General features: G+C 69.8%; 23 protein-coding genes and 1 pseudogene. 18 read left to right on the plus strand and 6 right to left on the minus strand.

Annotated features, from left to right (window positions below):
* Positions 1-9: 9 nt before the first annotated feature.
* From BM109_RS26995 to BM109_RS27015, 5 genes are all read left to right on the plus strand, one after another.
* The gene (locus BM109_RS26995; protein WP_093349666.1) at positions 10-1,497 is read left to right on the plus strand and encodes a YncE family protein; all 1,488 of its coding nucleotides are present in this window, start codon (positions 10-12) and stop codon (positions 1,495-1,497) included.
* A gap of 43 nt (positions 1,498-1,540) precedes the next feature.
* Positions 1,541-2,104, plus strand: coding sequence for a sigma-70 family RNA polymerase sigma factor (locus tag BM109_RS27000; protein ID WP_093349668.1), 564 nt, complete (start codon positions 1,541-1,543; stop codon positions 2,102-2,104).
* Positions 2,101-2,925: an anti-sigma factor family protein gene (locus tag BM109_RS27005; protein ID WP_093349671.1), complete on the plus strand. Its 825-nt coding sequence runs from the start codon at positions 2,101-2,103 to the stop codon at positions 2,923-2,925. The genes BM109_RS27000 and BM109_RS27005 overlap by 4 nt, the downstream gene beginning before the upstream one ends.
* Positions 2,926-3,104: 179 nt before the next feature.
* Positions 3,105-3,617, plus strand: coding sequence for a peptide-methionine (R)-S-oxide reductase MsrB (gene msrB / locus BM109_RS27010; RefSeq protein ID WP_093349673.1), 513 nt, complete (start codon positions 3,105-3,107; stop codon positions 3,615-3,617).
* A 23-nt stretch (positions 3,618-3,640) separates the two neighbouring features.
* Positions 3,641-5,461 carry a cytochrome c biogenesis protein DipZ gene (locus tag BM109_RS27015; RefSeq protein ID WP_093349676.1) on the plus strand — a complete coding sequence of 607 codons (1,821 nt, stop codon included), beginning with the start codon at positions 3,641-3,643 and terminating at the stop codon, positions 5,459-5,461.
* 7 nt (positions 5,462-5,468) lie between these two features.
* On the opposite strand, the gene BM109_RS27020 is transcribed toward BM109_RS27015, so the two are convergent.
* The 3 genes from BM109_RS27020 to BM109_RS27030 form a co-directional block, all read right to left on the minus strand.
* Positions 5,469-5,969, minus strand: a complete 501-nt coding sequence (locus BM109_RS27020) for a hypothetical protein (RefSeq protein WP_093349679.1) — start codon at positions 5,967-5,969, stop codon at positions 5,469-5,471.
* Positions 5,970-5,981: 12 nt separating this feature from the next.
* Entirely contained in the window at positions 5,982-6,662 is a 681-nt protein-coding gene (locus tag BM109_RS27025; RefSeq protein ID WP_093349681.1) for a M24 family metallopeptidase, read from the minus strand.
* 91 nt (positions 6,663-6,753) lie between these two features.
* Positions 6,754-7,581 carry a substrate-binding domain-containing protein gene (locus BM109_RS27030; RefSeq protein ID WP_177239471.1) on the minus strand — a complete coding sequence of 276 codons (828 nt, stop codon included), beginning with the start codon at positions 7,579-7,581 and terminating at the stop codon, positions 6,754-6,756.
* Between the two features lie 323 nt (positions 7,582-7,904).
* On the opposite strand from BM109_RS27030, the gene BM109_RS27035 reads away from it, so the two are divergent.
* From BM109_RS27035 to BM109_RS27070, 8 genes are all read left to right on the plus strand, one after another.
* Positions 7,905-11,078 carry a GLUG motif-containing protein gene (locus BM109_RS27035; protein WP_177239472.1) on the plus strand — a complete coding sequence of 1,058 codons (3,174 nt, stop codon included), beginning with the start codon at positions 7,905-7,907 and terminating at the stop codon, positions 11,076-11,078.
* A gap of 91 nt (positions 11,079-11,169) precedes the next feature.
* Complete coding sequence (locus BM109_RS27040; protein WP_177239473.1) at positions 11,170-12,873, plus strand: ShlB/FhaC/HecB family hemolysin secretion/activation protein; 1,704 nt, start codon at positions 11,170-11,172, stop codon at positions 12,871-12,873.
* Between the two features lie 21 nt (positions 12,874-12,894).
* Positions 12,895-13,335, plus strand: coding sequence for a TonB-system energizer ExbB (gene exbB / locus BM109_RS27045; protein WP_093349691.1), 441 nt, complete (start codon positions 12,895-12,897; stop codon positions 13,333-13,335).
* A gap of 4 nt (positions 13,336-13,339) precedes the next feature.
* Positions 13,340-13,699 carry an ExbD/TolR family protein gene (locus BM109_RS27050; protein WP_218159418.1) on the plus strand — a complete coding sequence of 120 codons (360 nt, stop codon included), beginning with the start codon at positions 13,340-13,342 and terminating at the stop codon, positions 13,697-13,699.
* Entirely contained in the window at positions 13,696-14,397 is a 702-nt protein-coding gene (locus BM109_RS27055) for a TonB family protein (RefSeq protein WP_093349696.1), read from the plus strand. Before BM109_RS27050 ends, BM109_RS27055 begins: the two co-directional genes overlap by 4 nt.
* Positions 14,398-14,671: 274 nt before the next feature.
* The gene (locus tag BM109_RS27060; RefSeq protein ID WP_093349699.1) at positions 14,672-15,316 is read left to right on the plus strand and encodes an HD domain-containing protein; all 645 of its coding nucleotides are present in this window, start codon (positions 14,672-14,674) and stop codon (positions 15,314-15,316) included.
* 50 nt (positions 15,317-15,366) lie between these two features.
* Complete coding sequence (locus BM109_RS27065) at positions 15,367-15,864, plus strand: DUF3304 domain-containing protein (protein WP_093349702.1); 498 nt, start codon at positions 15,367-15,369, stop codon at positions 15,862-15,864.
* A gap of 50 nt (positions 15,865-15,914) precedes the next feature.
* Positions 15,915-16,466 carry a hypothetical protein gene (locus BM109_RS27070; protein ID WP_143129273.1) on the plus strand — a complete coding sequence of 184 codons (552 nt, stop codon included), beginning with the start codon at positions 15,915-15,917 and terminating at the stop codon, positions 16,464-16,466.
* A gap of 101 nt (positions 16,467-16,567) precedes the next feature.
* Here BM109_RS27070 and BM109_RS27075 read toward each other — a convergent pair whose 3' ends face one another.
* On the minus strand, positions 16,568-20,167 hold the full coding sequence (locus tag BM109_RS27075) for an ABC transporter ATP-binding protein/permease (protein WP_093349707.1): 3,600 nt from the start codon (positions 20,165-20,167) through the stop codon (positions 16,568-16,570).
* A 123-nt stretch (positions 20,168-20,290) separates the two neighbouring features.
* On the opposite strand from BM109_RS27075, the gene BM109_RS27080 reads away from it, so the two are divergent.
* Positions 20,291-21,214: a LysR substrate-binding domain-containing protein gene (locus tag BM109_RS27080; RefSeq protein WP_093349709.1), complete on the plus strand. Its 924-nt coding sequence runs from the start codon at positions 20,291-20,293 to the stop codon at positions 21,212-21,214.
* A gap of 40 nt (positions 21,215-21,254) precedes the next feature.
* Here BM109_RS27080 and BM109_RS27085 read toward each other — a convergent pair whose 3' ends face one another.
* Complete coding sequence (locus BM109_RS27085) at positions 21,255-21,644, minus strand: TetR family transcriptional regulator C-terminal domain-containing protein (protein WP_371268844.1); 390 nt, start codon at positions 21,642-21,644, stop codon at positions 21,255-21,257.
* Between the two features lie 32 nt (positions 21,645-21,676).
* Here BM109_RS27085 and BM109_RS41835 point away from each other — a divergent pair.
* The 3 genes and pseudogenes from BM109_RS41835 to BM109_RS27095 all read left to right on the plus strand — a co-directional run.
* Positions 21,677-21,832 (plus strand): annotated as a pseudogene (locus BM109_RS41835) (alcohol dehydrogenase catalytic domain-containing protein); the annotation flags it as partial.
* A 3-nt stretch (positions 21,833-21,835) separates the two neighbouring features.
* Positions 21,836-22,489, plus strand: a complete 654-nt coding sequence (locus tag BM109_RS27090) for a zinc-binding dehydrogenase (protein ID WP_371268845.1) — start codon at positions 21,836-21,838, stop codon at positions 22,487-22,489.
* A gap of 43 nt (positions 22,490-22,532) precedes the next feature.
* Positions 22,533-23,135 (plus strand): NADPH-dependent F420 reductase, encoded by a 603-nt coding sequence (locus BM109_RS27095; RefSeq protein WP_093349714.1) that lies wholly within the window; start codon positions 22,533-22,535, stop codon positions 23,133-23,135.
* A gap of 13 nt (positions 23,136-23,148) precedes the next feature.
* Here the strand turns inward: BM109_RS27095 and BM109_RS27100 are convergent, their stop codons facing one another.
* Positions 23,149-24,618, minus strand: coding sequence for an aminotransferase-like domain-containing protein (locus BM109_RS27100; protein WP_093350164.1), 1,470 nt, complete (start codon positions 24,616-24,618; stop codon positions 23,149-23,151).
* A 193-nt stretch (positions 24,619-24,811) separates the two neighbouring features.
* Between BM109_RS27100 and BM109_RS27105 the strand changes: the two genes are divergently transcribed.
* Complete coding sequence (locus BM109_RS27105) at positions 24,812-25,987, plus strand: pyridoxal phosphate-dependent aminotransferase (protein ID WP_093349717.1); 1,176 nt, start codon at positions 24,812-24,814, stop codon at positions 25,985-25,987.
* Positions 25,988-26,011: the final 24 nt, after the last annotated feature.

A 26,011-nucleotide genomic window follows, 5' to 3' on the forward strand; every position in this document is an offset into this window, starting at 1 on the left:
CAGAACACCATGAAGAACCGCATCTCTCCCCTCTTCCCTCGCTGGCTGGCGGCCATGGCGCTGCTGGCCTCGGCCGCCTGCGCGCAGGCCGGCCAGGCGCCGCGTGCCGCCGCCGAGGCCGACATCGCCATGAGTCACCGCGACCGCGTCTATGCGGCCGAGCAGTTCTCCAACACGGTGTCGGTCACCGACCCGGTCGACAACAAGCTGCTCGGCGTGATCCGCCTCGGCGATCCCGCGCCCGGCAACTTCAGCCCGCTGTACCGCGGCCAGGTGCTGGTGCACGGCATGGGCTTCTCGCCCGACCACCGCACGCTCGCGGTGGTGTCGATCGGCTCGAACTCGGTGAGCTTCATCGACACCGCGACCAACGCGGTGAAGCACACCACCTACGTGGGCCGCTCGCCGCACGAGGCCTTCTACACGCCCGACGGCAAGGAGGTCTGGGTCACGGTGCGCGGCGAAAGCCATGTGGCCGTGCTCGACGCCGCCACCTTCGAGGAGAAGACGCGCATCGCCACGCCCAACGGCCCGGGCATGCAGATCTTCTCGCCCGACGGGAAGTACGGCTACATCTGCTCCTCGTTCAATCCCGAGACCGTGGTGATCGACACGGCCAGCAAGCAGGTCGTGGGCCGCGTGAAGCAGGACAGCCCGTTCTGCCCCAACATCGCCGCCACGCCCGACGGCAAGCAGGTCTGGTTCACGCTCAAGGACGTCGGCCGCACGATGGTGTTCGACGCGAGGCCGCCGTTCGCGCCGATCAAGGCCTTCGACACCGGGCCGATCACCAACCACGTCAACTTCGCCACCACCGCCAAGGGCAGCTTCGCCTACGTCACCGTGGGCGGCCTCAACCAAGTCAAGGTGTTCCGCACCGACGACTTCTCGCAGGTCGCGACCATTCCGGTGGGCAAGCTGCCGCACGGCGTGTGGCCCTCGGGGGACGGCAAGCGCATCTACGTCGGACTCGAGAACGCCGATGCGCTGGCCGCGATCGACACGGCCACCCACACCGTGGTCGCGAACGTGCCCATCGGCCAGGCACCGCAGGCGATCGCCTATGTGCCGAACGCGGTGCCGGCCGACGCGGGCGACGGCACGCAGGGCCTGCAGCCGCCGGGACTGGCCGGCCAGGTCGCCCACCTCTCGCTGGTGCCGGCCGGGCGGCGCAAGGAAGCAACCCCGGCCGGTGCGCCGACCAGCGTCGCGCTCTTCGACCAGGGCCTGCTGCAGGTGCTGCAGGCCTCGGCCACGGGCCTGGAGCCGAAGCAGCCCTATGTGCTCGCGCTGGCCGACAAGCCCGACGGCAGCGGCACGCTGCAGCCGCTCGCCAACTTCATGACCAACCCGGCGGGCGCCGCCATCGTGAATGCCATCGGGCCGATCCGCCAGCAGGTGAAGGACGGCCCCGCGGGCGATACTCGTCGCTACCTGGTGATCGCGCCGCAGGTCGGCGGCAAGCCCGCGGCCCCGGTGCAGATCCAGGAGCTTTGATGGCCCGAAGCCTTCCCCCGACCCAGCGGCTCCACGCGCATCCATGAGCGACCTGATCCTGCTCGTCGAGCCGATGATTCCCGCCTTGCGGCGCTATGCGCGCGCGCTGCTGCGGGATCGCGAATCGGCCGACGAGCTGGTGCAGGACTGCCTCGAGCGCGTGATCGCGCGCTGGGCCCAGCGGCGCGAGGCCGAGGACACGCGTTCCTGGGTCTTCGCGATCCTGCACAACCTCGCGGTGCAGCGCATGCGCCAGCAGTCGCGCCGCGGCCTGCACCTGGCCATCGACGAGATCGACAAGATCGACGAAGAGGCGCTGGGCATGCCCGCGCAGCAGGAACATCGCGTGCGGCACCACGAACTGATGCGCGCGCTCGACGGTCTGTCGGAAGAGCAGCGCGCGGTGCTGCTGCTGGTCGCCGTCGAGGACCTGTCCTATGCCGAAGCCGCCGCGGCGCTCGGCATTCCGGTGGGCACCGTCATGTCGCGCCTGGCCCGCGCGCGCCAGCGGCTGCATCGCATGATCGACGGCGTCGAGGCCATGCCACCGGCCGATCCGTCGCATGCCGAACCTGCGGCACGCCCCCACCTGCGGAGACTCAAATGAACGTCGATCCACCCGACGCCCGCCCCATCCTCGAAGAAGACCTGCACGCCTACGTCGATGGCGTGCTCGACCCGCGACGCCATGACCAGGTGCGGGAGTACCTGCGGCAGCACGCCGATGTCGCCCACGAGGTCGAGGCCCATGCACGGCACCGGCGCGCGCTGCGCGAAGCGCTGGCCCCCATCGCCGAGGAACCGCTGCCGCCCGGGTTGAACCTCGCGCGCATGGTGGCCGAGCACGATCGACAGGAAGCGCAGGCACGGCGCGAGCCCGCGCGGCGATGGCCCTGGGGCATGGCGGCGGCGCTGGTGCTCGCGCTCGGCGTCGGCGGCGGCGCCGGATGGTCGCTGCGTGGCGTGCAGGCCCCCGAGGGAAGCGGCATCTTCGCGCTGGGGCGCGAGGCGGCGCGCGGCTACGACATCTACGCATCGGATGCCACGCGCCCGGTGGAGATGGGGCCTTCGCAGCGCGCGGAGCTCGTCAGCTGGGTCTCGTCGCGCCTGGGACGGCAGGTCGCGATCCCCGACCTCGCGGCCGCGGGCTACGGCTTCGTGGGCGGCCGCCTGGTCATGACCGAGCATGGCCCGGCCGGCCTCTTCATCTACCAGGATGCGCAGGCCACGCGGCTCTCGCTGATGGTGCGGCCGATGGCCGTCGACCAGGACACGCCGACGATGAGGCGGATCGACGGCCCGCACACGGGCTATGCCTGGGCCGACCGCGGACTGGGCTACGGCGTGGTGGGGGCGAACGAGGCCCGCGTGCTGCATCCGCTGGCGGACGAGATGCGGCGCCAGATTGGGGAGGAACTCAAGGGGTAGGTCCACGGCAAGCGGCCGGCCCGTCGAGCCGGATGCCGGGGGCGTAACCTTTTGCCCCTGGCAGCCGAACTAGCTTTCGAAGCGGCGGCGTTGCGCCAAGCTGGCGTCACGCGCGTGCTTCGTTATATTCAACAGTACATATCGATGGCCGCCATCCGCCCCATCGTCCAGGAGTTGTCATGACCCATCGTTCGGATCGCCGTTTCTTCCTCGGCGCCTCGGCCTCGACGCTCGGGGCCGCGGTGGCCGCCGCCTGGGGCTGGCGCTCCGGTGCCGCGCAGGCCGCGGAGCCCGGCAAGTTCGAGCTCACCCGGACCGACGCCGAATGGCGCAAGCTGCTCACGCCGAACCAGTACGCGGTGCTGCGGCAGGACGGCACCGAACGGCCCTACAGCAGCCCGCTCAACGACGAACATCGCGAGGGCCGCTTCGCCTGCGCGGGCTGTGCGCTCGATCTCTTCTCCTCGAAGACCAAGTTCGACAGCAAGACCGGCTGGCCCAGCTTCTGGCAGCCGTTGCCGAACGCCGTCGGCGAGACGAGCGACAGCTCGCACGGCATGACCCGCACGGCGGTGCATTGCCGCCGTTGCGGCGGGCACCTGGGCCATGTCTTCAACGACGGACCCCAGCCCACGGGCCTGCGCTACTGCATGAACGGCCTGGCCATGAAGTTCGCGCCCGGCGCCGCCTGATTCCCCCACCCGGGCCTCCCACCATGCTGCTGTTCGTCGTCGCCTACCTGGGCGGGGTCCTGACCATCCTGAGCCCCTGCATCCTGCCGGTGCTGCCCTTCGTCTTCGCGCGCGGCGACCGGCCCTTCATGAAGAACGGGCTGCCGCTGCTGATCGGCATGGCACTGACTTTCGCCGGCGTGGCCTCGCTGGCCGCGGTCGGCGGCGGCTGGGCCGTGGAGGCGAACCAGTACGGGCGCGTCGTGGCGATCGTGCTGATGGCGCTGTTCGGCCTGGCGCTGCTGCTGCCGGGGCTGTCCGAGCGCCTCGCGCGGCCGCTCGTGGGCTGGGGCGAGCGGCTGTCCGCCTCGGCCGAAACCACCGGTGCTGACGGGTCGCCGCGCTCCGCCTTCGGCACGTCGCTGCTGCTCGGCGTGGCCACGGGCCTGCTGTGGGCGCCGTGCGCCGGCCCCATCCTCGGGCTGGTGCTGACCGGCGCGGCACTGGGCGGCGCCAGCGTCCGGACCTCGCTGTTGTTGCTGGCCTATGCGGCGGGCGCGGCCACCTCGCTGGCTGGGGCTCTGCTGGTGGGCGGACGGCTGTTCAAGGCCATGAAGCGGTCGCTGGGCGCGGGCGAATGGATCCGCCGCGGCATGGGCGCGGCCCTGCTGTGCGGCGTGGCGGCCATCGCGCTGGGGCTGGACACCGGCGTGCTGGCGCAGCTCTCGCTGGCGGGAACTGCCTCGGTCGAGCAGGCGCTGATCGACAAGGTGCGGCCCAGGGATGAATCGCCGTTGGTGACGACCGGCCCCGATTCCACCGTGATGATGGCGCCCGGCAACGCCATGATGGCCGCCAACAGCGCGATGCGGGCCGAGGGCGGCGGCGCCGCGGCGCTGCCGGTCGAAGACCAGGCCCCCGCGCTCGACGGCGCCGTGCAATGGCTCAACTCGCCGCCCCTGCGCATGGAGGCCCTGCGCGGCAAGGTGGTGCTGATCGACTTCTGGACCTACTCCTGCATCAACTGCCTGCGCGCCCTGCCCTACGTGCGCGCATGGGCCGAGAAGTACAAGGACAAGGGCCTGGTGGTGATCGGCGTGCACGCGCCGGAGTTCGCTTTCGAGAAGAAGCTCGACAACGTGCGCAAGGCCGTGAAGGATCTGCAGCTCGACTACCCGGTGGCGGTCGACAACGACTATGCGATCTGGCGCGCCTTCAGGAACGAGTACTGGCCCGCGCACTACTTCATCGACGCGCAGGGGCGCATCCGCCATCACCATTTCGGCGAGGGCGCCTACGACGAGTCGGAGCAGGTCATCCGGCAGCTGCTGGCCGAAGCGGGACAAGGCGCGATGCCCGGCGAGCTCGTCAAGGTCGAGGCGCAAGGCGCGCAGGCCGCGGCGGACGGCGCGAACCTGAGATCGCCCGAGACCTACATCGGCTACGAACGCGCCGAGAACTTCGTCTCGCCCGGCGGCCCGGTGCGCGGCAAGGCGCACGGCTACACGGCGCCGTCCCGGCTCGAGGCCAACCAGTGGGCGCTCGGCGGCCGCTGGACCGTGGGCGGGCAAAGCGCCGTGCTCGACAAGGCACGGGGGCGCATCGCCTACCGCTTCCATGCGCGCGACCTGCATCTCGTGCTCGGATCGACGACGCCGGGGCATCCCGTGCGCATCAAGGTGACCCTCGACGGCAAGCCGCCCGGAGACGACCACGGCATCGACATCGATGCACAAGGCAATGGAGTGGTCGACGGCCAGCGCCTCTACCAGCTGGTGCGGCAGCGCGGCGCGGTGGCGGATCGGCGCTTCGAGATCGAGTTTCTCGATCCGGGCGTGGAGGCCTTTGCCTTCACCTTCGGTTGATCGCGCGCTAGTCCCAGATCGCCGCGTTCACCAGGTAGTCGGGCAGCGTCCGGGCGGCCAGCACGAGCAGGCCGAAATCCGCATCGTCGAGTTTCTGCGGCGCGGTGTCGAAGTGGCTCAGCGTTCCGACGACCCGCGCATCGAGCAGCGTCAGCGCGACCGCGTGGTAGGCACGGATCATTCCCTGATAGGGACTGCCGTCGAGCAGCGCCTCCTGGGAGGAGTCCTCGACGTGAAGGAAGGCGTCGCGCAGCACGAACCGGCAGAAACTGTCCGCCAGCGGAAACACGGCGAAGCGTTCGGGCCGTGGTTGTCCCAGCTTGTCGATCAGCAGCACGTTCCTGACCTGATCGCCGTCGACCTTGAAGATGGCGGTGAAGCGATGCGGCACCGCCGCATTCAGGGCGCGCAGCGCATGCTCGAAGGCCTGCGCCTGGATGAGCGACAGGACCGAATCCGCGGTGGCTTCGAGTCGTTGCCTCGGTGGCGTGGGCAAGGTGGACATCATCGAGTGTGTGCGCTAGCAGATGGCTTCGTGCACCACTTCGTCCGCGATGAGCAGGTCCTTGTAGAACGCGCCGAACGGGCGCGTCGGATGCGCGATCTGGATCTCCAGCACCCAGAGTCCCGGACCGCGCCCGGCCGCAGGGATCGCGGGCGGGAAGTCGCCGACACGGTGCCCGTGGAGGCCCAGGTTGAGGCGCCATCCCCTGGCCTGCGCACGCTGCGTCGCATAGGCATACAGCGCCTCGCCGTCGAGGCCCTCGGTGCACAGGCGCGAACTCACTTCCTGCCAGATCGCGCGCACGGTTCTCGCGCAGTCTTCCATCTGGGGATCGCCGCCGACCACGAAGGTCTCGCCGGCGTCGCCCTCGTGGCCTTCCCACTCGGGGCCGATGTCGATAAAGAAGATGTCCTGTTCGCCGAGCACGCGAGCCGGGTCGGACGCGTCCCTGGCGGTCTTGAGCGTGTCCTCGCCGAAGCGGATCGCGATCGGATGCCAGTTGCGCTCCATCTCCAGCGCCTGCAGCGTCGCCGCCGCCAGGGCCGTGGCCTGCGCATGCGTCATGCCGGGCCGGATGCCCGCAGCGATCTGCCGGACCGCGCGCTGCGACAGGGAGCGTGCGCGTCGCAGGGCCGCCAATGGCAACCCTGCCTCGGTGACGGCGGATCGGAGCAGTTCGGGAAGCATCATGGTCATCGGCGGTATCCGTCTGCCTGGATCGGGGCAATCGCTGTATCTTACAAAATACAGCGATGCCCGCTCCCGCCCCGCCGGCGATGCCTCTGCCCTAGATGTAGCAGTTCTTCAGGATGATCGCGCGACCGGCCGTGCTGCCCACGTAGGCGATGAAGGCGTCGACCGCGGCATTGGTCGAGCCGGCGCGGCCGCGGATCGCCACGGCGTCCTGCAGCAGGCGGTCATGCGGCGGGTTGCCGTTCACCGTGGCCGGCGTGTACTCGAAGTAGGTGCCGGTCAGCGGCGTGCGGATGGCGCCGGTGCTGCTGTCACACAGCTGCGACTTGGCGACGAAGCCGATGTTGGGATAGGTCGTGGCGCTGGTGCTCGCATTCACCGCCGTGTAGGTGGTGCCGATGGTCGTGTACTGCGCGAACTTGGCGTCGTAGGCACCGCCCGGGTAGGTGATGGCGTTGACCCGGCTCAGCACCTGCTGGGCCGCGGTGCCGTACGGCGCGGTGACCGGGTTGGCGATCGCGACCTGGCCGTTCGCATAGGCGTAGCTCGCGGGATTGGTGAAGCCGCTCGAGCCGCTGGTGCTCACGTTCGGGCCGTACTTGGACCACAGGATCAGCTTGCCCTCGGCATAGCGGAACGGCACCTGCACCACGGTGGGATGGCCGGTGCGCAGGGCTGCCGGCGTGGTGTCGTCGGCCGCGAAGAACAGGTCATAGGGCGTGGTGCCGCCGGGTGCGGCCAGCGCGGTGTTGATCGCCGTCTGGAAATCGCCCGTCGCGCCATAGGTCACGGTGAAGCTGCTGCCCGAGAACGGCAGGCCCGAGGCCCCGAAGGCATTGACGAGCTGGACCATCGCGCCCTGGAAATTCGCGGCCACGGCCACGGTGATCGACTGCGCCCAGGTGGCGGACGAACTCAGCATCAGCACCGATGCCGAAACGCTCAGGGTAATTTTTCTGATCGAAAGCTTTTTCACGTTATCTCCTCGAAGAATTGGATGAATGACTGCGTGTGAATCTTTCTCGCTATATAGGCTTGCATATAGGTTGCATAGCATTCGGGTAATGCATAGGCATTGAATTGAAGGCTCTGGCGACTGGAAATCGTCCTATGGCGCGAAAAAAATCACGGACGCTATACTCTCAAAAATATAACGAGACAGGTGAACAAATGAAGAAGACCACGAAAAAATACACTGGCCATGTTCCCGAATTGAGTTCGAAAGTATGCGCGGCCATTTACGCGTTGCTTTGTTCTTATTCATCCATCGCCACGGCCGCGCCGCAGGGCGGCACGGTCACCAGCGGCAGCGCCACCATCGGCCAGGCGGGCAGCGTGACGCGCATCGACCAGAGCACGCAACGCGCGAGCATCAACTGGCAGGGCTTCGGCATCGCCGCCGGCGAAACCGTCAATTTCAACCAGCCCAATGCCTCGGCGATCACGCTCAATCGCGTGGTCGGCAACGAACGCAGCGTGATCGAGGGCGCGCTCAATGCCAATGGCAAGGTCTTCCTGATCAACTCCAACGGCGTGCTGTTCACCCGCGGCAGCAGCGTGAACACGGCCGGCCTCGTGGCCAGCACGCTGAACCTCAGCGACGCGGACTTCAATGCCGGGCGCTATGTCTTCAGCGGCAACGGCGGCAGCGGTTCGGTCATCAACATGGGCACGCTCACCGCGGCCCCGGGCGGCTACGTCGCGCTGCTCGGCCGCTCGGTGTCGAACCAGGGCGTGATCGTCGCCACCAAGGGCACGGTGGCGCTGGGCAGCGGCGAGAAGATCAGCCTCAACTTCAACGGCGATTCGCTGGTGAGCCTCAGCATCGACGAAGGCGCGCTCGGTGCGCTGGTCGAGAACAAGGGCGCCATCCAGGCCGACGGCGGCACGGTGATCCTCACCGCAAAGGCGGCCGACGAACTGCTGGGCAGCCAGGTCAACAACACGGGCATCGTGCAGGCGCGCACGATGGACGATCTCAAGGGCCGCATCGTCGTGCGCGCCGATGGCGGCACGGCCAACGTGGGCGGAACGCTCGACGCCTCCTCGCCCGCGACCGGCGGCGGCGGAACCGTCGAGACCTCGGGCCGCAGCGTGCGCGTGTCGGACGACGCCGCGGTCACCACCAAGGCCGCGAATGGCGATACCGGCACGTGGACGCTGGCTTCCGATGCCTTCACCGTCGGTGCGGGCGCGAACATCAGCGGTGCTCAGCTCGGCAGGCAACTGGGCAGCAACAACGTGGTGATTTCATCGACGGGCGGGAACGGCGCCGATGGCCACCTCTACGTCGGCCAAGGTGTGAACTGGTCGGCCAACACAGCGCTCACGCTGACCGCGGCCAAGGACGTGCGTATCGACGCGCCGATCACGGCGACGGGCGCGCGCGCGGGGCTGAAGCTCAACTACGGTGGCGACTACCGCATCGACATGAGCCAGGGCGCGTCGGTCACGTTGAGCGGTGCCAATGCGACGCTCGCGATGAACGGGCAGGCCTACACGCTGATCCACAGCATGAGCGACCTGGAGAAGATCGACGACGCTGGTGGTGTTGCGGCCGGGCGCTATGCGCTCGCGGGCAACCTCGATGCCTCGGGCAAGACCTATGACAACACGGTGGTGTCCAAGTTGTCGGGCACGCTGGCGGGGCTGGGTCACACGATCAGCAACCTGACGATCCTGGAGCCGGTGCACAACGACTCCTCGCAAACGCCGGTCGGACTGATCGGCTCGGCGCAGGTCGGCAGCACGATCCGCGACATCGGCCTGCTCGGCGTCGACGTCAGCGGCTATGGCCGCGTCGGCGGGCTGGTCGGGGAGAACTTCGGCGGCGCCATCAGCCACGCCTACGTCACGGGGTCGGTGCAGGGTGTCGTCAGCGTGGGCGGCCTGGTGGGCTACAACGGGAGCAGCTTCAACCCCGACACCGGAGAGCCCATCGTCGGCAACGGCATCATCTCGGACTCCTTTTCGACCGCTGCCGTGAGCGCATCGACACGCTACACGGGCGGCTTCAATGACATCGGCGGACTGGTGGGGAGGAACTTCGGCGCGACCTACAAGATTCTTCGCTCCAGCGCCACCGGCAACGTCTCGGTGGTCACCGACACCAGCGCCGGCCTGCTCAACGGAAACATCGGCGGGCTGGTCGGCGGCAACATCAACGGCACCATCGCCGACTCCCATGCCACGGGCAACGTGTCTGTGTCGGACAACGCAAGCTCCGTCGGCGGCCTCGTCGGCATCAACAGCGGTGCCACTGCGTCCCTGACCAACAGCTACGCCACGGGCAACGTGACGGGCGGAGACTCCAACGTCGGCGGGCTGGCCGGACAAAACCTCGGGGGCGCCAGCATCGTCGATTCCTACGCCAGCGGCAACGTGAGAGGCGGCGCGAGCAACGCCTCGCAGAACATCGGCGGCCTGGTCGGCTGGAACAACGGCAGCACCATCTCGGGCTCGCATGCGAGCGGCGTCGTCACGGCTTTCGGCGCTTCGGTGGGCGGACTGGTCGGCAGCAACGGAGGTCCCGACGCGAAGATCACCAACTCCTATGCCACCGGCAACGTGAATGGCGGACCTGTCAGCCAGGGTGTGGGCGGCTTGGCGGGTTCGAACAGCGGCACCATCTCCGGATCGCACGCCTCGGGCGACGTGAGGGGCGAGATCGCGGGCGGCCTGGTCGGCGGCAACTCGGGCCTCATCACGGACTCCTTCTCGAGCGGCAACGTGTTCGGCTCCTACGCCGCCGGTGGCCTGGTGGGGCAGATGGACGGCGGCTCGATCGTCAACTCGCGCGCCAGCGGCAACGTGACGGGCGGCGCCGACTTCGACTTCACCGGCGGGCTGGTGGGCCGCATGCAGGATGGCAATGTCGACAACTCGCATGCCACCGGGTCGGTCATCCATGGCAACGACACCACGGGTCGCCTGATCGGGAACAACACGGGCACGGGCACCATCACCAACAGCACCTACCGCGATGCAGCGGCCGAAGCAGCGGCGCAAGCTGCAGCCGAAGCGGCAGCCCGCGCGGCCGCGGCGGCACAAGCCGCGGCGGAAGCAGCCGCCCGTGCATCGAGCGAAGCGGCGGCACAGGCTGCCGCCGAGGCGCAGGCGGCCGCCGTCGCCGCCGCGCAGGCCGCAGCGCGTGCCGCGGCGCTGCAGGAACGCGCGCAGACGGGTTCGCGTCTCGCGGCCGCCGCGAGCTCGGAGGCCCAGCGCCGGCCGGAACGCCCCGCCGTCCAGACCACGGCGAGCCTCACGCAACGGGCCGCGGCACTGGCCGACAACATCGTCTTCGCCGACCGGCGCAGCTTCTCCGCCAACGTGGAACGCATCGAGATCGACGGCAAGGTGTTCGAACTCGAGGACGAAGGCGCCAAGGCGCCCGCGGCGCAGCCGTCGACGCCGCGCTGACATCGCCGCCCCGCGGCGGGACGGCCTGGCCGGTCCCGCCTCCCCTTCTCCTCTCCGTTCCCGTTGCGACATGAATCCCCTTCGTCCCGTCTTGTCCTCACGCCGGGCGCATCCCGCGCTCGCCGCCTTCTCGGTGCTCTGCACGCTCGCCACCAGTGGCCATGCCCAGGTGGCGCCCATTCCCAACTACGGCAGCGGCGATGCGTTGCGCGAAGCCCAGCCGCCGCGACCGCTGAGTACCCCGAGCCAGCCGCCCGCGCCGGTGATCGTGGAGCAGCCCGAGCGGCCGCTGGCCCTGCCGGCCGGCGAGACGCTGACGGTGCGCGACTTCAAGGTCGAGGGCGCCGACGAGATTCCGCCCGCCGAGCTGCAGGCCGCGCTCGATCCCTACCGCGGCCGCGCGCTGTCGATGGCCGAGATCGAGCAGGCCGCGGGCCGGATCACGGCGCTGCTGCGCGACCGCGGCTATCTGGTGGCGCGCGCCTACGTGCCGCGGCAGGACGCGAGCGCCGGCACGCTGACGATCCGGGTCCTGATCGGCAGTTACGGCAAGCTCACGCTCAAGAACCGCTCGCTGGTGCGCGACGCGACCGTGGCCGATGCGTTCGCGCCCTTGCAGGCGGGCCAGCCGGTTTCTCGCGCGCAGCTCGAGCGCGCGATGCTGCTGGTCGGCGACATGCCCGGCGCCACCCTGCCGCGCCTCACGATCTCGCCGGGCGAAGCGCCGGGCAGCTCGGACTTCGATGCCGAGGTGGGAGAAGGCAAGCGCCTCGCGGGCTATGCGCTGGTCGACAACCAGGGCTCGCTCTACACCGGCAAGAACCGTCTGAGCGCGGGACTCGACATCAACTCGCCCTTCGGCATCGCCGACCGGCTGAGCCTCAACCTGATGGGCACCGAAGGCGGCGGCCTCGACAACGCCCGCGTGGCCTACGGCTTTCCGCTGACCGCGAGCGGCCTGCGGCTGGAGCTTGCCGCCGCGCGCACCACCTATCACCTGGGCGGCGACTACGACGACCTCGAGGCCAAAGGCCGGGCGCGCACGGTCGAGGCCACCTTGAGCTATCCGCTGCTGCGCAGCCGCGAGCAGAACCTGTCGCTGAGCCTGAACCTCGCGCAGCGCCATCTGCGCGACGAGGTGGGCGCGGTCGAGAGCGTCGACCGCAAGACCACCAGGGTCGCGACCTTCGCCGTGCAGCACGAGCGCTGGGGCCAACTGCTGGGCCGGCCGGGCTACACCAGCGTCGTCGCCGGATTCAGCTACGGCCACCTCGACATCGACAACCCCGCGCAGGCGGCGCTCAACCGGGTGGGCGCCGACACGGCTGGCGACTTCGCGCACCTGAACCTGCGGCTCGCCGCCAACGTGGAATTCGCCAAGGGCTGGACCGCGAGCAGCGCGCTGAGCCTGCAGAAGGCGCTGCGCAACAAGAACCTCGACGGCAGCGAGCAGATGAGCATCTCGGGCCCCAACGGGGTGAAGGCGTACCGCGAATGGGTGAGCGGCGACAACGGCTACCTGCTCAATGCCGAAGTTCGCTATGCACTGCCGGCGCCCGAGGGGCTCACGCATTCGGTGGGCGTGTTCGCCGACCTCGGCCGCGCCTGGCTGCAGAACGCCGACTACACGACGCGCAACGGCGTGCGCCTGTCGGACGTGGGCGTGGGCTACCAGGCACGCTACGGCGCGCTGTTCGGGCGGCTGCAGGTCGCGCGCGCCATCGGCGCGCGGCCGCAGGAGATCGCGCGCGAGGGCCGCACGCGCGTGCTGGTGCAGGCCGGCGTACTGTTCTGACGCACTGACGAGGAACACGGAATGAACATGAACTGGCTCGCAGGCGCCATCGACTACGGCGTCATCGGACTGCTGGTGGTGCTGAGCGTCTTCGTGGTCGCGATCGGCATCGAACGCGCCTGGCTCTACAGCCGCATCGACACCCACGCGATCCGCGACATCAAGTCGCTCGAACTGGTGCTCACGCGCAAGCTCTTCGTCATCGCCTCGGTGGCGAGCAACGCGCCCTACCTGGGCCTGCTGGGCACCGTGTTCGGGATCATGCTGACCTTCTACAACATGGGGCAGGACGCCTCCATCGACACCGGCAAGATCATGGTCGGCCTCGCGCTCGCGCTGAAGGCCACGGCCGTGGGCCTGGGGGTGGCGCTGGTGTCGGTGGTGCTCTACAACACGCTGCTGCGCAAGGTGCAGGTGTTGATCCTCGAATGGGAGATCGCGCGTGACCGAAAAGCCGATTGACAGCATGAACATGCTCCCCTTCGTCGACATCATGCTGGTGCTGCTCACCATCGTGCTGACGACCTCGAGCTTCATCGCGAGCGGGCGGATTCCGGTCAACCTGCCGCAGGCCAGCGCGAGTCCCGCGGACACCTCGCAGACGCAGACCATCGTGATCGATGCGGCGGGCACGATCCACTTCGGCGGCGAGGCGCTGAACGCCGACACGCTCAAGACCCGGCTCGCCGCGATGGACAAGCAGACGCCCTTCCTGCTGCGTGCCGACCGCACGGTGCAGCTGCAGCGCTTCATCGACGTGGCCGATGTGCTGAAGCAGCTGGGCTTCGCCAAGGTGGCCGTGCAGACGGAACCGACGACGCGATGAGGTTCGCGATCGGCCTCGGCCTCTCGGTGCTGCTGCATGCGGCGCTGGTGCTGCCGTGGCTGGTGCGCGCGCGGCCCGAGGCGCCGCCGCCGTTGCGCGAGCAACTGGTGGTGGACCTGCTGGGCATGGTGAGCAACCGCCAGGTCGAGCAGCAGCAAGTGGCGCGGCCTGCGGAGCCGCCCCCTCCCGCACCGCCGCCGAAGCCGGTGGCCCGGAAGGAGGTCCGCGAGCGGCCGCAGGCGCCGCGCCAGGCCGCGCCGAGCCCGGTGCAGGTGGCGCGCGCCGAAGAGCCCGTGCGCGCCTCGCCGGAGCCGCCGACACAGACGCCCGTGGCCGCGCCACCGCCGCTCGCGAATGCCGCCGAGGAAGACCGCATGCAGCAGACCGTGCGCGCACGCGACGACGGCGCCGATGCACTGCGCAAGTACCTTGCGGGGCTGCGCAAGGCGATCCAGGGCAAGCTGGTCTACCCGGCCGAGGCGCGCGAAGCCGGCTATGTGGGCGCGCCGACGATCCGCTTCACGCTGACGGAGGAAGGGAACATCCTCTCGGGCTCGCTGGCGGTGGCGAAGAGCAGCGGCTACCCGGTGCTCGACGAGAGCGCCATGCGGGCGGCGCAGGCCGGTGCGCCGTTCGAGAAACCACCGAGGCGGATGGACGTGGCGATCGCTATCGGGTTCGTTCAGGAACGGCAGTGATCGTCGGCTTGCTGTTCGGGGCGCGTGCACAGGACAGCGGGTACTTCCCTCCGCGAATGTCCCTCGGCCTTCGGCCTCCTCCTTGATTTCGCTGCGGGAAGCACCCGTTGCCCTGTGCACGGGGGCGCTTGGGTTGTGCGGCCGGTTCTTGTGTTCCGGGATATTGAATGGGCTGCAACGGGCCATTGCAGAGATGCCAATTCCCATCGGACGATGTTCCATCCATGATCGGTTCTCGCCGCTTTCGCGCCAGACCACCGACTCGAGATACCCCATGGCACCCCACGATATCGCCGGCATCCGTATTCCCGACAGCAGGCTCGCGCGCGAGCTGACCCAGTTCATCCGCGATACCGAAAGCGAGCTGCTCTTTCACCACTCGGCCCGCGTCTACTGCTGGGGCGTGCTGGCGGGCGATCGCAAGGGCTTGAAGTACGACCCCGAGCTGCTCTATGCGGCCGCCATGTTCCATGACATCGGCCTCACCGCGCGCTACCAGACCAGCCAGCTGCGCTTCGAGGTGGACGGCGCCAACGCCGCGCGCGATTTCCTGCAAGGGCACGGAATCTCCGAGCACGACATCGAGACGGTGTGGAATGCGGTCGCGCTGCACACCACGCTGGGCATCCCCCAGTTCATGCGCGCGGAGATCGCGCTGGTGCAGGCGGGTGCCGGCATGGACGTGGCCGGCCGCGGCTACGACGACTACAGCGACGCGCAGCGCGAGGCGGTCGTGCGCGCCTTTCCGCGCGAGGCCGATTTCAAGCACGGCATCATCGAGGCCTTCTACCAGGGGCTCAAGCACCGTCCCGACAGTACCTTCGGCACCTTCAACGACGACGTGCTGGCGCACAAAGATCCGCATTTCCATCGCGCGGACATGTGCAGCATCATCCATGCGTCGAAGTGGCGTGGCTGAGGCGCTGTCCTCTTTCCTGTTTTCCAGCGCGCTGCACGAGAATCGCGCGCATGCATACGACGATCACAGGGCTGGTGCTGGGAATCTCGGTGGCCGCTTGCGCGCAAGCCGCCCCCGACAACCCGAGCGTGAGCGTGAGCGCCAAGGCCGCCGCGCCCGCCAAGGCCACGGCGAACCTGAGCGCCTACAACCACACGCCGGACTACATCCACGAGTACTGGGTCAACGGCCAGTTCGGCGCCAACGCATTCGCCTATGGGGGCGGCGGCAGCTTCGTGTGCTGCATCGTGTACCCGCGGCAATGGACACCCGGCCTGACCGCGGTCGTGCGCTGGAGGACGAGCAACTCCGATCCCAAGGGACCGCTGAACGAGGCGTGGCACGAGAAGACCGTGCCGATCGACCGCTATGACCGCACCGGGTCGACGATGAACGTGCACTTCCTGCCCGGCAACGAGGTTCGGCTGGTCATCAGCAATTCCGACGCCTATGTGCCCGACTATCCGGGCCCGCGCGGGCCCCGGAAACCCGCGGGCTTCAAGTTTTGAGACGGCATGAACGAGGCGGGTCGCGCAGCAAGGCCATGAAGGCCCCCGCAATGACCCGCTTCGCCCTTGGCTTGAGCCTGCTCGGCCCCGCGTTGGCGTTCGCCGGCACGCCCCTGTCTTGCGATCTGGGCGCGCCCGGCGCGCCGCGGGTCGTCGAGGTCCTGCATACCGATGCCATCGCGAACTCCCACGTCTACCACCTTCGCGAAGGCAAGGCGCCCAGGCGGCTGCTGTTCGATGGCGAGGCCGAGGACTCGCGCGGTTCGGAGGTCCGCATCCGCTGCGCCGGCCGGACGCGCCGCGCGCTGGTGGTGATGGGGGATTTCATGTCGGCCGGCTATCCGCGCGGCATGGTCATGGTCCACGACGCGGCCGGACAGCGCTTCCAGCGTTTCGATTTCGCCGAGCGCCATGCGCCGCGCTGGTTGTACCTGGGCAAGACCGAAACCATGTTGGTGTTCCCGCCCGGTGGCCGGCTCGAGACGGCGCATCGCTATCTGATCCAGCGCTTCGTCGACGGCGACAAGCCGGGCGGCACCGAAGCGATCGACAGCGTTCGGCCGAACGCCAAGGGCTACGAAGTGATCGAACTGGGGCGCTAGTTCGGTGCCTTCACGCCGGCTCGAGGGCGCCTCTTCCGGCATGCCCCCGATCGTCCTCGTTTCGATGGCGTGGTTCTTTCATGCCGCGGCGCGTCCTCTTCTCACGCCCGCGCCCACTGCTGCTGCACGGCCCCCGTCCCCTGGTGGCTCGCGAGCTTCGCGTACACGCCTTGCCGCCGCAGCAGCTCGTCGTGCGTGCCGGCTTCCGCCAGCGTGCCGTTCGCCAGCACCAGGATCAGGTCGGCGTCGCGGATGGTCGACAGGCGGTGCGCGATCACGAGCGTGGTCCGGTGCTGCATCAGTGCATCGAGCGCGCCGCGCACCTGCAGCTCCGACAGCGTGTCGAGGTGCGAGGTGGCCTCGTCGAGGATCAGCACCGGCGCGTTCTTGAGGAAGGCGCGCGCGATCGAGATGCGCTGGCGCTGGCCGCCCGACAACTGCATGCCACGCTCGCCGACGCGCGTGGCCAGGCCCTCGGGCAGGGTGCGCACGAAGTCCGTCAGCGCGGCGCGGTCGAGCGCGAGCGCCAGTTCCTCGCCGCTGGCATCGGGGCGTGCCAGACGGATGTTGGCCTCGAGCGTGTCGTTGAACAGGTAGGTGTCCTGCGACACCAGCGCGACGCGTTCGCGCAGGCCGTCGAGCCGCAGCTCGCGCACGTCCACGCCGTCGAGCTTCACGCTGCCCTGGCGCGGATCCCAGAAGCGCAGCAGCAGGCTGGCCACGGTGCTCTTGCCGGCACCCGAGGCGCCGACCACGGCCACGGTGGCGCCGGCCGGCACCTCGAAGCCGAGTTCATGCAGGGTGTCCTGCGCTTTGCCCGGATAGGCGAAGCAGACGCGCTCGAAGGCCAGCGACAGGCCATGGGTGGCCGTCGGCGGCGGCAGCGGGCCGTCGACCACGGGCTCGGGCTCGCTCTCGACCACGTGCAGGCGGCGCGTGGCTGCGATGGTGTCGGCCAACTGGCGGCTGACCTGCGAGATCTCCGACACCGGCAGGAAGGTGGCCAGCGCGATCAGCACCAGCAGCGGCAGCATGCCGGCCGGCAAGGCACCGCTCGCGACCTGCAGCGCGCCGACCACGGCCACGGCCAGGCCGCCCAGGCCCATCGCGATCTCGAACCAGGCGGTCTGGCGCGACAGGTCGTTCAGGATGTCCAGGCGCCGCGCGCGGCTGCGGTCCGCCACCTCGAGGAACTGCGCGCGGCGCCGGCCCGTGGCCTGGAAGGCGGTCAGGTCGGCCAGGCCCTGGATGGTCTCGGCGGTATGGGCGCTCATCTCGCCCAGCGCACGGCGGGCGCGGTCGCCGAGCGCATCGACCTGGCGGCGGCCCCGGATCGGCGACACCAGTGCGTAGGCGAGGAACGGCAGCAGCGCCAGCGCCACGGGCCAGCTGTAGAGCGCGAGGAAGCCCAGCACCGACAGCGGCACCAGCACCGAGACGATGGCCGGCGCGATGGTGTGGGCGTAGAAGTACTCGACCATCTCCACGTCGTGCGTGGCCAGCGCGACAAGGTCGCCCGAGCGGCGCTGCAGCAGGTAGGCCGGCGCGAGCCGCTCGAGCTTGTCGTAGAGCTTCACGCGCATGTCGGCCAGCAGCTGGTAGGCCATGGCGTGGGCCAGCCACGACTCGAGCCAGTGGAACAGCGCGGCCAGCGGTGCGGCGACCAGCAGGCCGACGATCAGCGCCGAGGTGTCGCGGCCGTCGCGGATCGCGGCCACCACCAGCGCGCTGAGCACGCCGACGCCGATGAAGGCCGCGACGCGCGCCACGCCCAACAGGATGGTGGCGATCAGCGTGCCGCGCCAGGGCCGCACCACCGACAGCAAGGTGGCGAGCGTGGCCTTCCAGCCGACCTGCTCGGCATCGGCGTCGAGCGGACGCAGCGCGGGGCCGCGATCGCCCTCCTCTTCCGCGGCAACGCGCCGCACCGATGCGGCCTGTGCTTCGACGGGCGCGGGCGTCGCGCCGGCCAGGCCCACGGCCTGCTCGTGCATCAGGCGGTGATAGAGGCCCTGCTGCTGCATCAGCACCGCATGCCGGCCCTCCTCGACCACGCGCCCCTGATCGAGCACCAGGCAGCGGTCGGCACCGATGATGCTGGCCAGCCGGTGCGCGAGGATCAGCGTGGTGCGCCCGACCATCAGGCGGTCCAGCGCCTGCTGGATCAGCGCCTCGTTCTCGGTGTCGACCGAGGACAGCGCCTCGTCGAGGATCAGGATCGGCGCGTCGCGCAGCAGGGCGCGCGCGATCGCCACGCGCTGGCGCTGGCCGCCCGAGAGCTGCAGGCCGCGCTCGCCGACCTGGGTGGCGTAGCCCTGCGGCAGCGCCATGATGAAGTCGTCGATGTTGGCGGCCCGCGCCGCGGCGCGCACCTGCTCGTGGGTGGCATCGGGCCGCCCCAGGCGCAGGTTGTCGTCGAGCGTGCCGTGGAACAGCGTGATGTCCTGGCTCACCAGCGCCATGTGGCCCAGCAGGGTCTGCGTGGCCAGGCCGTTGACGTCGTGGCCGCCCACGCGGACCGTGCCCGCCTGCGGCACGAACTCGCGCAGCAGCAGCCGCACGATGGTGGACTTGCCGGCCCCGCTCGGGCCCACGATGCCCACGCGCTCGCCAGCCGCGATGCGGAACGACAGGCCCTGGTGGGCCGCGCGCTGCGGCGAATAGGAGAAGGCCACGCCGTCGAATTCGATGGTGGGCGCGAGATGCGCGGGCCCGGCGGCGTTCGGCGCCGTGTCGGGCGAAGCGGTCGGCGCTTGCGCATCCATCAGCGCGTGGATGCTGGCCGCGGCCGATTGGCCCAGCATGCCCCGGTGCAGCACGGAGCGCAGCTCGCGCAGCGGACGGAAGATCTCGGTGCCGGCCATCAGCACGATCAGCAGGGCTTCCACGCTCATGTCGCCGGCCGTCACGCGCCAGGCGCCCACCGTGAGCGCCAGCGCGGCACCGAGTGCCACGCCGAGGTCGCTGATGCCGCGCGTCAGCAGGCTCACCGACAGCACCCAGAAGGTGTTGTCCGAGAGCTTGCGCGCCCGGGCCGCGAGGCGCTCGCCCCAGGCCTTGCCCTGGCCGTAGGACTTCAGCGTGGGCAGGCCCTGCACGGCATCGAGGAACTCCTCGCCGAACGCATTGAGCGAGCGGGTGCGCGCCAGGCTCGCGCGGCTGTCGAGCATGTGGACGGCCATGGGACCGAACAGCGCGAACAGCGCCGCGACCAGGAAGACGAGCGCGGTCGGCAGGTCCCAGAAGGCGATGACCGCGAAGATGGCGAACGGTGCCGCGGCCGCGATCACGACCTGCGGCAGGTACTGGCCGAAGAAGGTCTGCAGCTGTTCCACGCCATCGACCACCGTCAGCATCACGCCGCCGGTGCGCTGGTTGGCGAACCAGGCCGGGCCCAGTGCCACGATGCGGTCGTACAGCCGCGCGCGCAGCGCCTGCTGCACTTCGGCCGAGGCGCGGTTGGCCTGCACCGTGCGCAGATGGTCGAACAGCGCGCGCAGCAGCACCATCGCGCCCACCCAGGCCGCCGGTGCGATCCAGTCGCCGTAGGGCGCGCCGTCGAACACGCGCGCCAGCAGCTGGCCGAGGAACACATAGCGCGCGATGCCGGCCGCCAGCGCCAGCAGGCCGAGCACGATGCCGCTCGCCATCTGCAGGCGCAGGCCTGCTGTCAATTGCCAAAGTCGAATATCGAAATACATGGTGGTGCGATCGGTTCTTCCTGTAAGGCCGTCATCGTCATGCATCGCGCCGCGCGGCGAAAGCGATGGTTTTTCAATCCTGGGTTGAGATAGATTGCACCCTTTGCCGCTCCACCCTGCCCCATGCCACCACTGGCTGCCCTGCGCGCCTTCGAAGCCGTTGCCCGCCTGGGCAGCCTGAGCCGCGCCGCGTCCGAACTCCATGTGACGAAGAGCGCCATCAGCCACCAGCTGCGCGCGCTCGAGGAAGACCTCGGCGTGACCCTGCTGCATCGCGGCGGCACGGTGCGCCGCGCGCGGACCACCGAGGCCGGCGCCGCGCTGCTGGTGTCGGTGCAACAGGCCTTGACCCTGCTCGAAACGGCATGTCGCAACACCCGCGCCGGTGCCCATGGCACGCGGCGCAACAGCCTCAACATCTCGGCCAACCCATCGCTCGCGGCGCTGTGGCTGGCGCCGCGGATCGGGCGCTTCATCGAGCTGCATCCCGACATCGACATCCAGCTGTTCCTGCACGCCAGCCAGGACCCCGCATGGGACGCGCAGGACATCGACCTCGCGTTCCTGCACGTGCGCGCGCTGGGCCCGCACCTCGCGGCGCCCGGCGACATCCCGCTGATGACCGAGACCGTGGTGCCGGTGTGCAGCCCCGCGCTGGTCGAGCCCGGCGAGCGCGACGACCCGCGCGTGTTCGCGCGCCACCGCTGGCTCGAGGAGAAGCACATCGACAGCCCCGAGACCGACTGGCGCACCTGGCGCCCCCGGCTGGGTCTGCCCGACAGCGCGGGCCACGACCCGCTGCTGCTCAGCGGCCTGAGCACCGTGGTGGCGGCCGCCGCCGCGGGCGTGGGCATCGCGCTGGGGCGTGCGCCGCTGGTCGACGAGGAACTGGCGCGCGGCCGGCTGGTGGCGCTGACGCCGGGCCTGCGCATGGCCGGCTCATGGGGCTACGTGATGCGCGTGCGTGCCAACCGGCCGATGGATGCCTCGCTGCCGACGCTGGTGGAGTTCCTCGCCGAGGAGGGGCGGCGCGCTCCTGCGTGGTGAGGCCGGGCGGCGGCGCGATCCGCCGCGGCGGATGGCCGCATCAGGACTTCCGATCCTCCACCAGGAATCGCACGACCCTCTGCATGACCTTCCCGACCTCCTCCTTGTTCATCTTCGGATTGCCGACGGCCCGGAACACCAGGCCGTCGGACATGGCAACGATCACGTCGATGGTCGCTTCCAGCTCGGCCGCGGAGAGGCCGCGGGCCGACGGGATCGCCTCGACGACGCCCTCGATCTTTTCGTGGATCGCTCGATCGGCGCGCTGGAAGAACTTGGCCACGCTCCTGTTCCGGGCGGACTCGGCCAGGATCTCGAGCTCGAGGGGCACGTGCCGGGGATCGGTGCGCGTGCGCACCGCATGGCGCATCTCCTCGACCAGCGCATCGGCGGGGCCCGCGCCCCGGCTGCGCTCCTCGATATGGGACAGGTGCTCGAAGGCACGTCGCGGGCGTTCTTCCCGCGCCGATGCCGTTCGTGCCCGGCACCGAGGGCGTCGGCGTGGTCGTCGCGGTCGGCGCGGAGGTCACGGACATCGCGCCGGGCGACCGCGTCGCCTATCGCAGCGCCAGCGGAACCTATGCGCAGGAGTGCCTGGTGCAGGCGGACCATGTCATCGCCGTGCCGGACGACATCGACGATCGGCAGGTCGCCGCCATCCTGTCCAAGGGCTTGTCCGCCTGGTGCCTGCTGTTCAAGGCGCGGCCGATCGCGGCGGGCGACACCCTCCTCTATCACGGCGCCACGGGCGGCGTGGGGCATATCGCATGCCGATGGGCCAGGTCGCTCGGCGCGCGCGTGATCGGCACGGTCGGTTCGGCCGGCAAGATGGCCGTGGCCCGCGCCAACGGTTGCGACGAGGTCATCGACTACAGCGAGGAAGATTTCGTGGCCCGGGTGCTCGAATTGACGGCGGGCCAGGGCGTCGATGTCGTGTACGACGGCGTCGGCCGGAAGACATTCCTGCCATCGCTCGATTGCCTGCGGCCGTTGGGATCGATGGTGAGCTTCGGCTTCAGTTCGGGCCCGACGCCGCCCGTCGATGCCAGCCTCCTGATGGCCAAGGGTTCGCTGTTCCTCACGGGGCTGTCGTCCTCCCACTACCTGATGACCCGCGAAGCCTTGCTGGCGGGCGCCGACGCGCTGTTCGACGCATTCAGGTCAGGCCGCATCACCGCCGCCATCGATCGCAGCTACCCGCTGAAGGACGCCGCCGCGGCCCACCGCGCCATCGCGGCGCGCGAAGTCATGGGCTCGGTCGTTCTCATTCCTTGACGCGCTGACAGTTTCAATCACAGCAGTGGAAGGACACGGACCCATGGCGATCGGAATCATTGGAGCGGGCAGGATCGGAAAGGCGCTCGCGGCGCAATTCACGCGGGCCGGCTACGAGGTCGTCCTCGCCAACAGCCGGGGGCCGGATTCGCTGGCCGACCTCGTCGGACAGCTCGGCCCCAGCGCACGCGCGGGCACGGCAGCCGAGGCCGCCGCCGAGCCGACGGTGATCCTCGCACTCCGATGGAGCCATCTTCCCGAGGCCCTGCCGACCCTGGGATCGCTGGCCGGAAAAATCGTCATCGACACCAGCAACCCGTACCTGGAGAGGAACGGCCAGCTCGTCGTCGCCGACCTTCGTGGCCGCAGCTCGAGCGAGATCGTGGCGGATCTCGTTCCGGGCGCCAGGCTGGTCAAGGCCTTCAACACGCTGCCGGCGGCACTGCTCGCGGAAGACCCGCAGCAGCAGGGCGGGCGACGCGTGATCTTCGTGTCGGGCGATCACGTGGATGCGAATGCGCAGGTGGCGTCGATGATCGCCACCGTGGGCTGGGTGTCGGTCGAGCTCGGGGGCTTGTCGACCGGCGGCAGGCTGCAGCAAGGGCGCGGTCCGTTCTCCGGCCTCGATCTGCTGTGTCGAGGCTGAGGGCCGCCGACCTTCAGATGTGTTGTCGGCGAGCCAGTGTCCCCAGCCGCCGAACCCCCTCCTCGATCCGCTCGCTCCAGCTCCAGCCGGCGCTCAGTCGCAGGCAGTTGCGAAAGCGCCGGCTCGCCGAGAAGACATCGCCCGGCGCGAAGCAGATGCCGAGCTCGAGCGCCGCGTCGAACAGCGCGCGCGAGTCGAAACCGCGGGGCAGTTCGACCCACAGCGCGAAGCCTCCGGCGGGCCGGCTGACGCGTGTCTCGGCGGGAAAGCTGGCCTCGATGGCGCGGGTCAGGTGTCGCAGGTTCTCTTCGAGCAGGCGGCGCAATCGGCGCATGTGCGCGTCGTAGGCGCCGCTGGCCAGGAAGTCCGCGAGCGCGACCTGCGGCAGCACGGGGCTGCAAAGACTGAAGGCGAGCTTGCGGTCGACCACCTGCTGCGCGTACTTGCCGGGCGCGATCCAGCCCACGCGGTAGCCGGGTGCGAGGCTCTTCGAGAACGAGCTGCAGTAGAGGGTGTTCGCGCCGCCGTCGAGCGCGATGAAGGGCGTGGGCCGCTCGCGCGCGAAGTGGATGTCGCCGTAGATGTCGTCCTCGATCAGCGGCACGTCGTGCCGCGCGAGCAAGGCCAGCAGCTCGCGCTTGCGTGCATCGGGCATCGACACGCCCAGCGGATTGCTGAAGCTCGACGACAGCAGGCAGGCCGCCACCGGGCCGGCGTCGAGCAGCCGCGCGAAGGCCTCGATGTGGACGCCCTCGACGGGATCGGTGGGCAGCTCCAGCACCTTGAGGCCGAGCACCTCGAGCGTGTGGAGAAAGCCGAAGTAGGTGGGCGACTCCACCGCGATGGTGTCGCCGGGCCGGGCGACGGCGCTCAGCGCGAGCGTGAAGGCTTCGGTGCAGCCGTTGGTGATGACCACGTCGTCGGGCGACAGCGCATGCCCGATGCGCATCGCGCGCCGCGAGATCTCGCGGCGCAACCGCGGGTCGCCGCGTGGCGTGCCGTAGACGTTGTGGCGATCGCCATGCTGGCGCGCGGCACGCGCGAGCGCGAGGTCGAGCTGATGGGAACGCAGCAGGGCCGCGTCGGGCACCGCGCAGCCCAGCGGCACGAGCGCCGGGTTGGAGGCGTGCTCGAGCAGGGCCGCGACGGCGCCGCTGATCGACACGGTCGAAGCCTTTGAACGCAGGCGCGAGGCCGAGGGCAGCGCCAGCGTTCCTCCCTGCGTGGCGGCGACGTAGAAGCCCGACTGCGGCCGCGCGACCAGCACGCCGCGGTCCTCGAGCAGGCGGTAGGCCTGCAGCACCGTCGAGATGCTGATGCCGTGCTGCTCGCTGACGGCGCGCACCGACGGCAGGCGCTCGCCGGGCGCGAGCGTGCCGTTGTCGATCGTGTCGACGATGAGTTCCGCGAGCTGCTCGTAGCGATGGGGTGCGGGCACGTTGCCGGCCTTTTGCCTGTTGCGCTGAAGGGTGCCTGTGTTCATGGGGAGCTCGTGCATGACGAGGTTCGATTGTGGGCGAACCGGCTTCCGAAGGCACGCAAACTGTACTGGTCCGATTTCGCGGAAATTGTGGCTGTTCCGATGGCCCGGCGATCACTAGCATGGCCCGTATTCCCTGCTGCCCGACACGCCCCGGGCGCTGGATGACCCTCCCACCCGGGCGACCTGGAAACGAATGACAGTGCTTGAACACGAAGCCCCCGCGGCGGCGCAGCCGGCGTGGCGCGGCCGCTTTCCCTACAACGAGATCATTTCCCTGCTCGACGTGAACCGGCCGTTCAACCTGGCCGAGAGCACCTCGCAGGATCTGACGGTCGGCGACGTGCTCGACATGGCCGGGCTCGAGACCCTGCGCGGCCTGAAGCTGGGCTATGGCCGCTCGGCCGGCTCGGTCGAACTGCGCGAGGAGATCGCCAAGGCCTGCGGCGTGCCCGCCGAGCAGATCGTCACCACCCAGGGCACGGCGCTCGGGCTGTTCCTGCTGGCCTTCGAGGTCTGCCGGCCCGGCGACGAAGCGGTGCTCGTGACGCCCTGCTTTCCGCCGAGCCGCGACTGCCTGCGCGGCGCGGGCGTCACCGTGCGCGAGGTCGGGCTGCGCTTCGAGAACGGCTACCGGCTCGACCTGGACGCGATCGCGGCCAGCCTGTCGCCGAAGACGAGGCTCGTGAGCCTCGCCTCGCCGCAGAACCCCAGTGGTGTCCGCACGCCGCGCGCCGCCATCGAGCAACTGCTCGCGCTGCTGCAGAGCCAGGCGCCGCAGGCCCTCCTCTTCATCGACGAGACCTACCGCGAGGCCGGCTACGGCGACGAGGCCGTGCCTGAAAGCCTGGCCGCGCTGCATCCGCGCATCGTCACGGGCGCCTCGGTGTCGAAGGCGCTGGGCGCGCCGGGCCTGCGCACCGGCTGGCTCACGGTGCCCGATGCGGACCTGCGCGCGCGGCTGGTCGTGGCCAAGATGAACACCGTGATCTCGGGTTCGGTGCTCGACGAGGCGCTGGCCACCGCGCTGCTGCGCCATCGCGAGCCCGTGCTCGCGCCGCGCCGCCGGCTGCTCGCCGAAGGCCTCGCGGCACTGGCGGCCTGGTGCGAGGCCGAGCGCGAGCGCATCGAATGGATCCGCCCGGACGGCGGCGCGCTGTGCTGCCTGCGCCTGCGCGCCGATCGCTTCGACGACGCGGCCGTCTCGCGCTTCTGGGACCTGCTGCCGCGGCACGAACTGCAGCTGGCCTCGGGCGCCTGGTTCGGCGAGAGCGAGCGCGTCTTTCGCCTGGGCTTCGGCTACCTGCCGCCCGACCGCCTGGCGCCGGCGCTGTCCGCCCTTTCGGCGGTGCTGGACGCCGCAGCGAAGTGAATCCACGACACTGACCCACGCACC

The organism is Variovorax sp. PDC80, from assembly GCF_900115375.1.
Lineage (GTDB): Bacteria > Pseudomonadota > Gammaproteobacteria > Burkholderiales > Burkholderiaceae_C > Variovorax.

What these genes read in the sequence shown, in the direction of transcription:
- BM109_RS26995 (WP_093349666.1), top strand. Translation starts at nt 10, where the DNA reads ATGAAGAACCGCATCTCTCCCCTCTTCCCTCGCTGGCTGGCGGCCATG.
- BM109_RS27000 (WP_093349668.1), top strand. Translation starts at nt 1,541, where the DNA reads ATGAGCGACCTGATCCTGCTCGTCGAGCCGATGATTCCCGCCTTGCGG.
- BM109_RS27005 (WP_093349671.1), top strand. Translation starts at nt 2,101, where the DNA reads ATGAACGTCGATCCACCCGACGCCCGCCCCATCCTCGAAGAAGACCTG.
- msrB (WP_093349673.1), top strand. Translation starts at nt 3,105, where the DNA reads ATGACCCATCGTTCGGATCGCCGTTTCTTCCTCGGCGCCTCGGCCTCG.
- BM109_RS27015 (WP_093349676.1), top strand. Translation starts at nt 3,641, where the DNA reads ATGCTGCTGTTCGTCGTCGCCTACCTGGGCGGGGTCCTGACCATCCTG.
- BM109_RS27020 (WP_093349679.1), bottom strand. Translation starts at nt 5,969, where the DNA reads ATGATGTCCACCTTGCCCACGCCACCGAGGCAACGACTCGAAGCCACC.
- BM109_RS27025 (WP_093349681.1), bottom strand. Translation starts at nt 6,662, where the DNA reads ATGACCATGATGCTTCCCGAACTGCTCCGATCCGCCGTCACCGAGGCA.
- BM109_RS27030 (WP_177239471.1), bottom strand. Translation starts at nt 7,581, where the DNA reads ATGCTGAGTTCGTCCGCCACCTGGGCGCAGTCGATCACCGTGGCCGTG.
- exbB (WP_093349691.1), top strand. Translation starts at nt 12,895, where the DNA reads ATGAACATGAACTGGCTCGCAGGCGCCATCGACTACGGCGTCATCGGA.
- BM109_RS27050 (WP_218159418.1), top strand. Translation starts at nt 13,340, where the DNA reads ATGAACATGCTCCCCTTCGTCGACATCATGCTGGTGCTGCTCACCATC.
- BM109_RS27055 (WP_093349696.1), top strand. Translation starts at nt 13,696, where the DNA reads ATGAGGTTCGCGATCGGCCTCGGCCTCTCGGTGCTGCTGCATGCGGCG.
- BM109_RS27060 (WP_093349699.1), top strand. Translation starts at nt 14,672, where the DNA reads ATGGCACCCCACGATATCGCCGGCATCCGTATTCCCGACAGCAGGCTC.
- BM109_RS27065 (WP_093349702.1), top strand. Translation starts at nt 15,367, where the DNA reads ATGCATACGACGATCACAGGGCTGGTGCTGGGAATCTCGGTGGCCGCT.
- BM109_RS27070 (WP_143129273.1), top strand. Translation starts at nt 15,915, where the DNA reads ATGACCCGCTTCGCCCTTGGCTTGAGCCTGCTCGGCCCCGCGTTGGCG.
- BM109_RS27075 (WP_093349707.1), bottom strand. Translation starts at nt 20,167, where the DNA reads ATGTATTTCGATATTCGACTTTGGCAATTGACAGCAGGCCTGCGCCTG.
- BM109_RS27080 (WP_093349709.1), top strand. Translation starts at nt 20,291, where the DNA reads ATGCCACCACTGGCTGCCCTGCGCGCCTTCGAAGCCGTTGCCCGCCTG.
- BM109_RS27095 (WP_093349714.1), top strand. Translation starts at nt 22,533, where the DNA reads ATGGCGATCGGAATCATTGGAGCGGGCAGGATCGGAAAGGCGCTCGCG.
- BM109_RS27100 (WP_093350164.1), bottom strand. Translation starts at nt 24,618, where the DNA reads ATGAACACAGGCACCCTTCAGCGCAACAGGCAAAAGGCCGGCAACGTG.
- BM109_RS27105 (WP_093349717.1), top strand. Translation starts at nt 24,812, where the DNA reads ATGACAGTGCTTGAACACGAAGCCCCCGCGGCGGCGCAGCCGGCGTGG.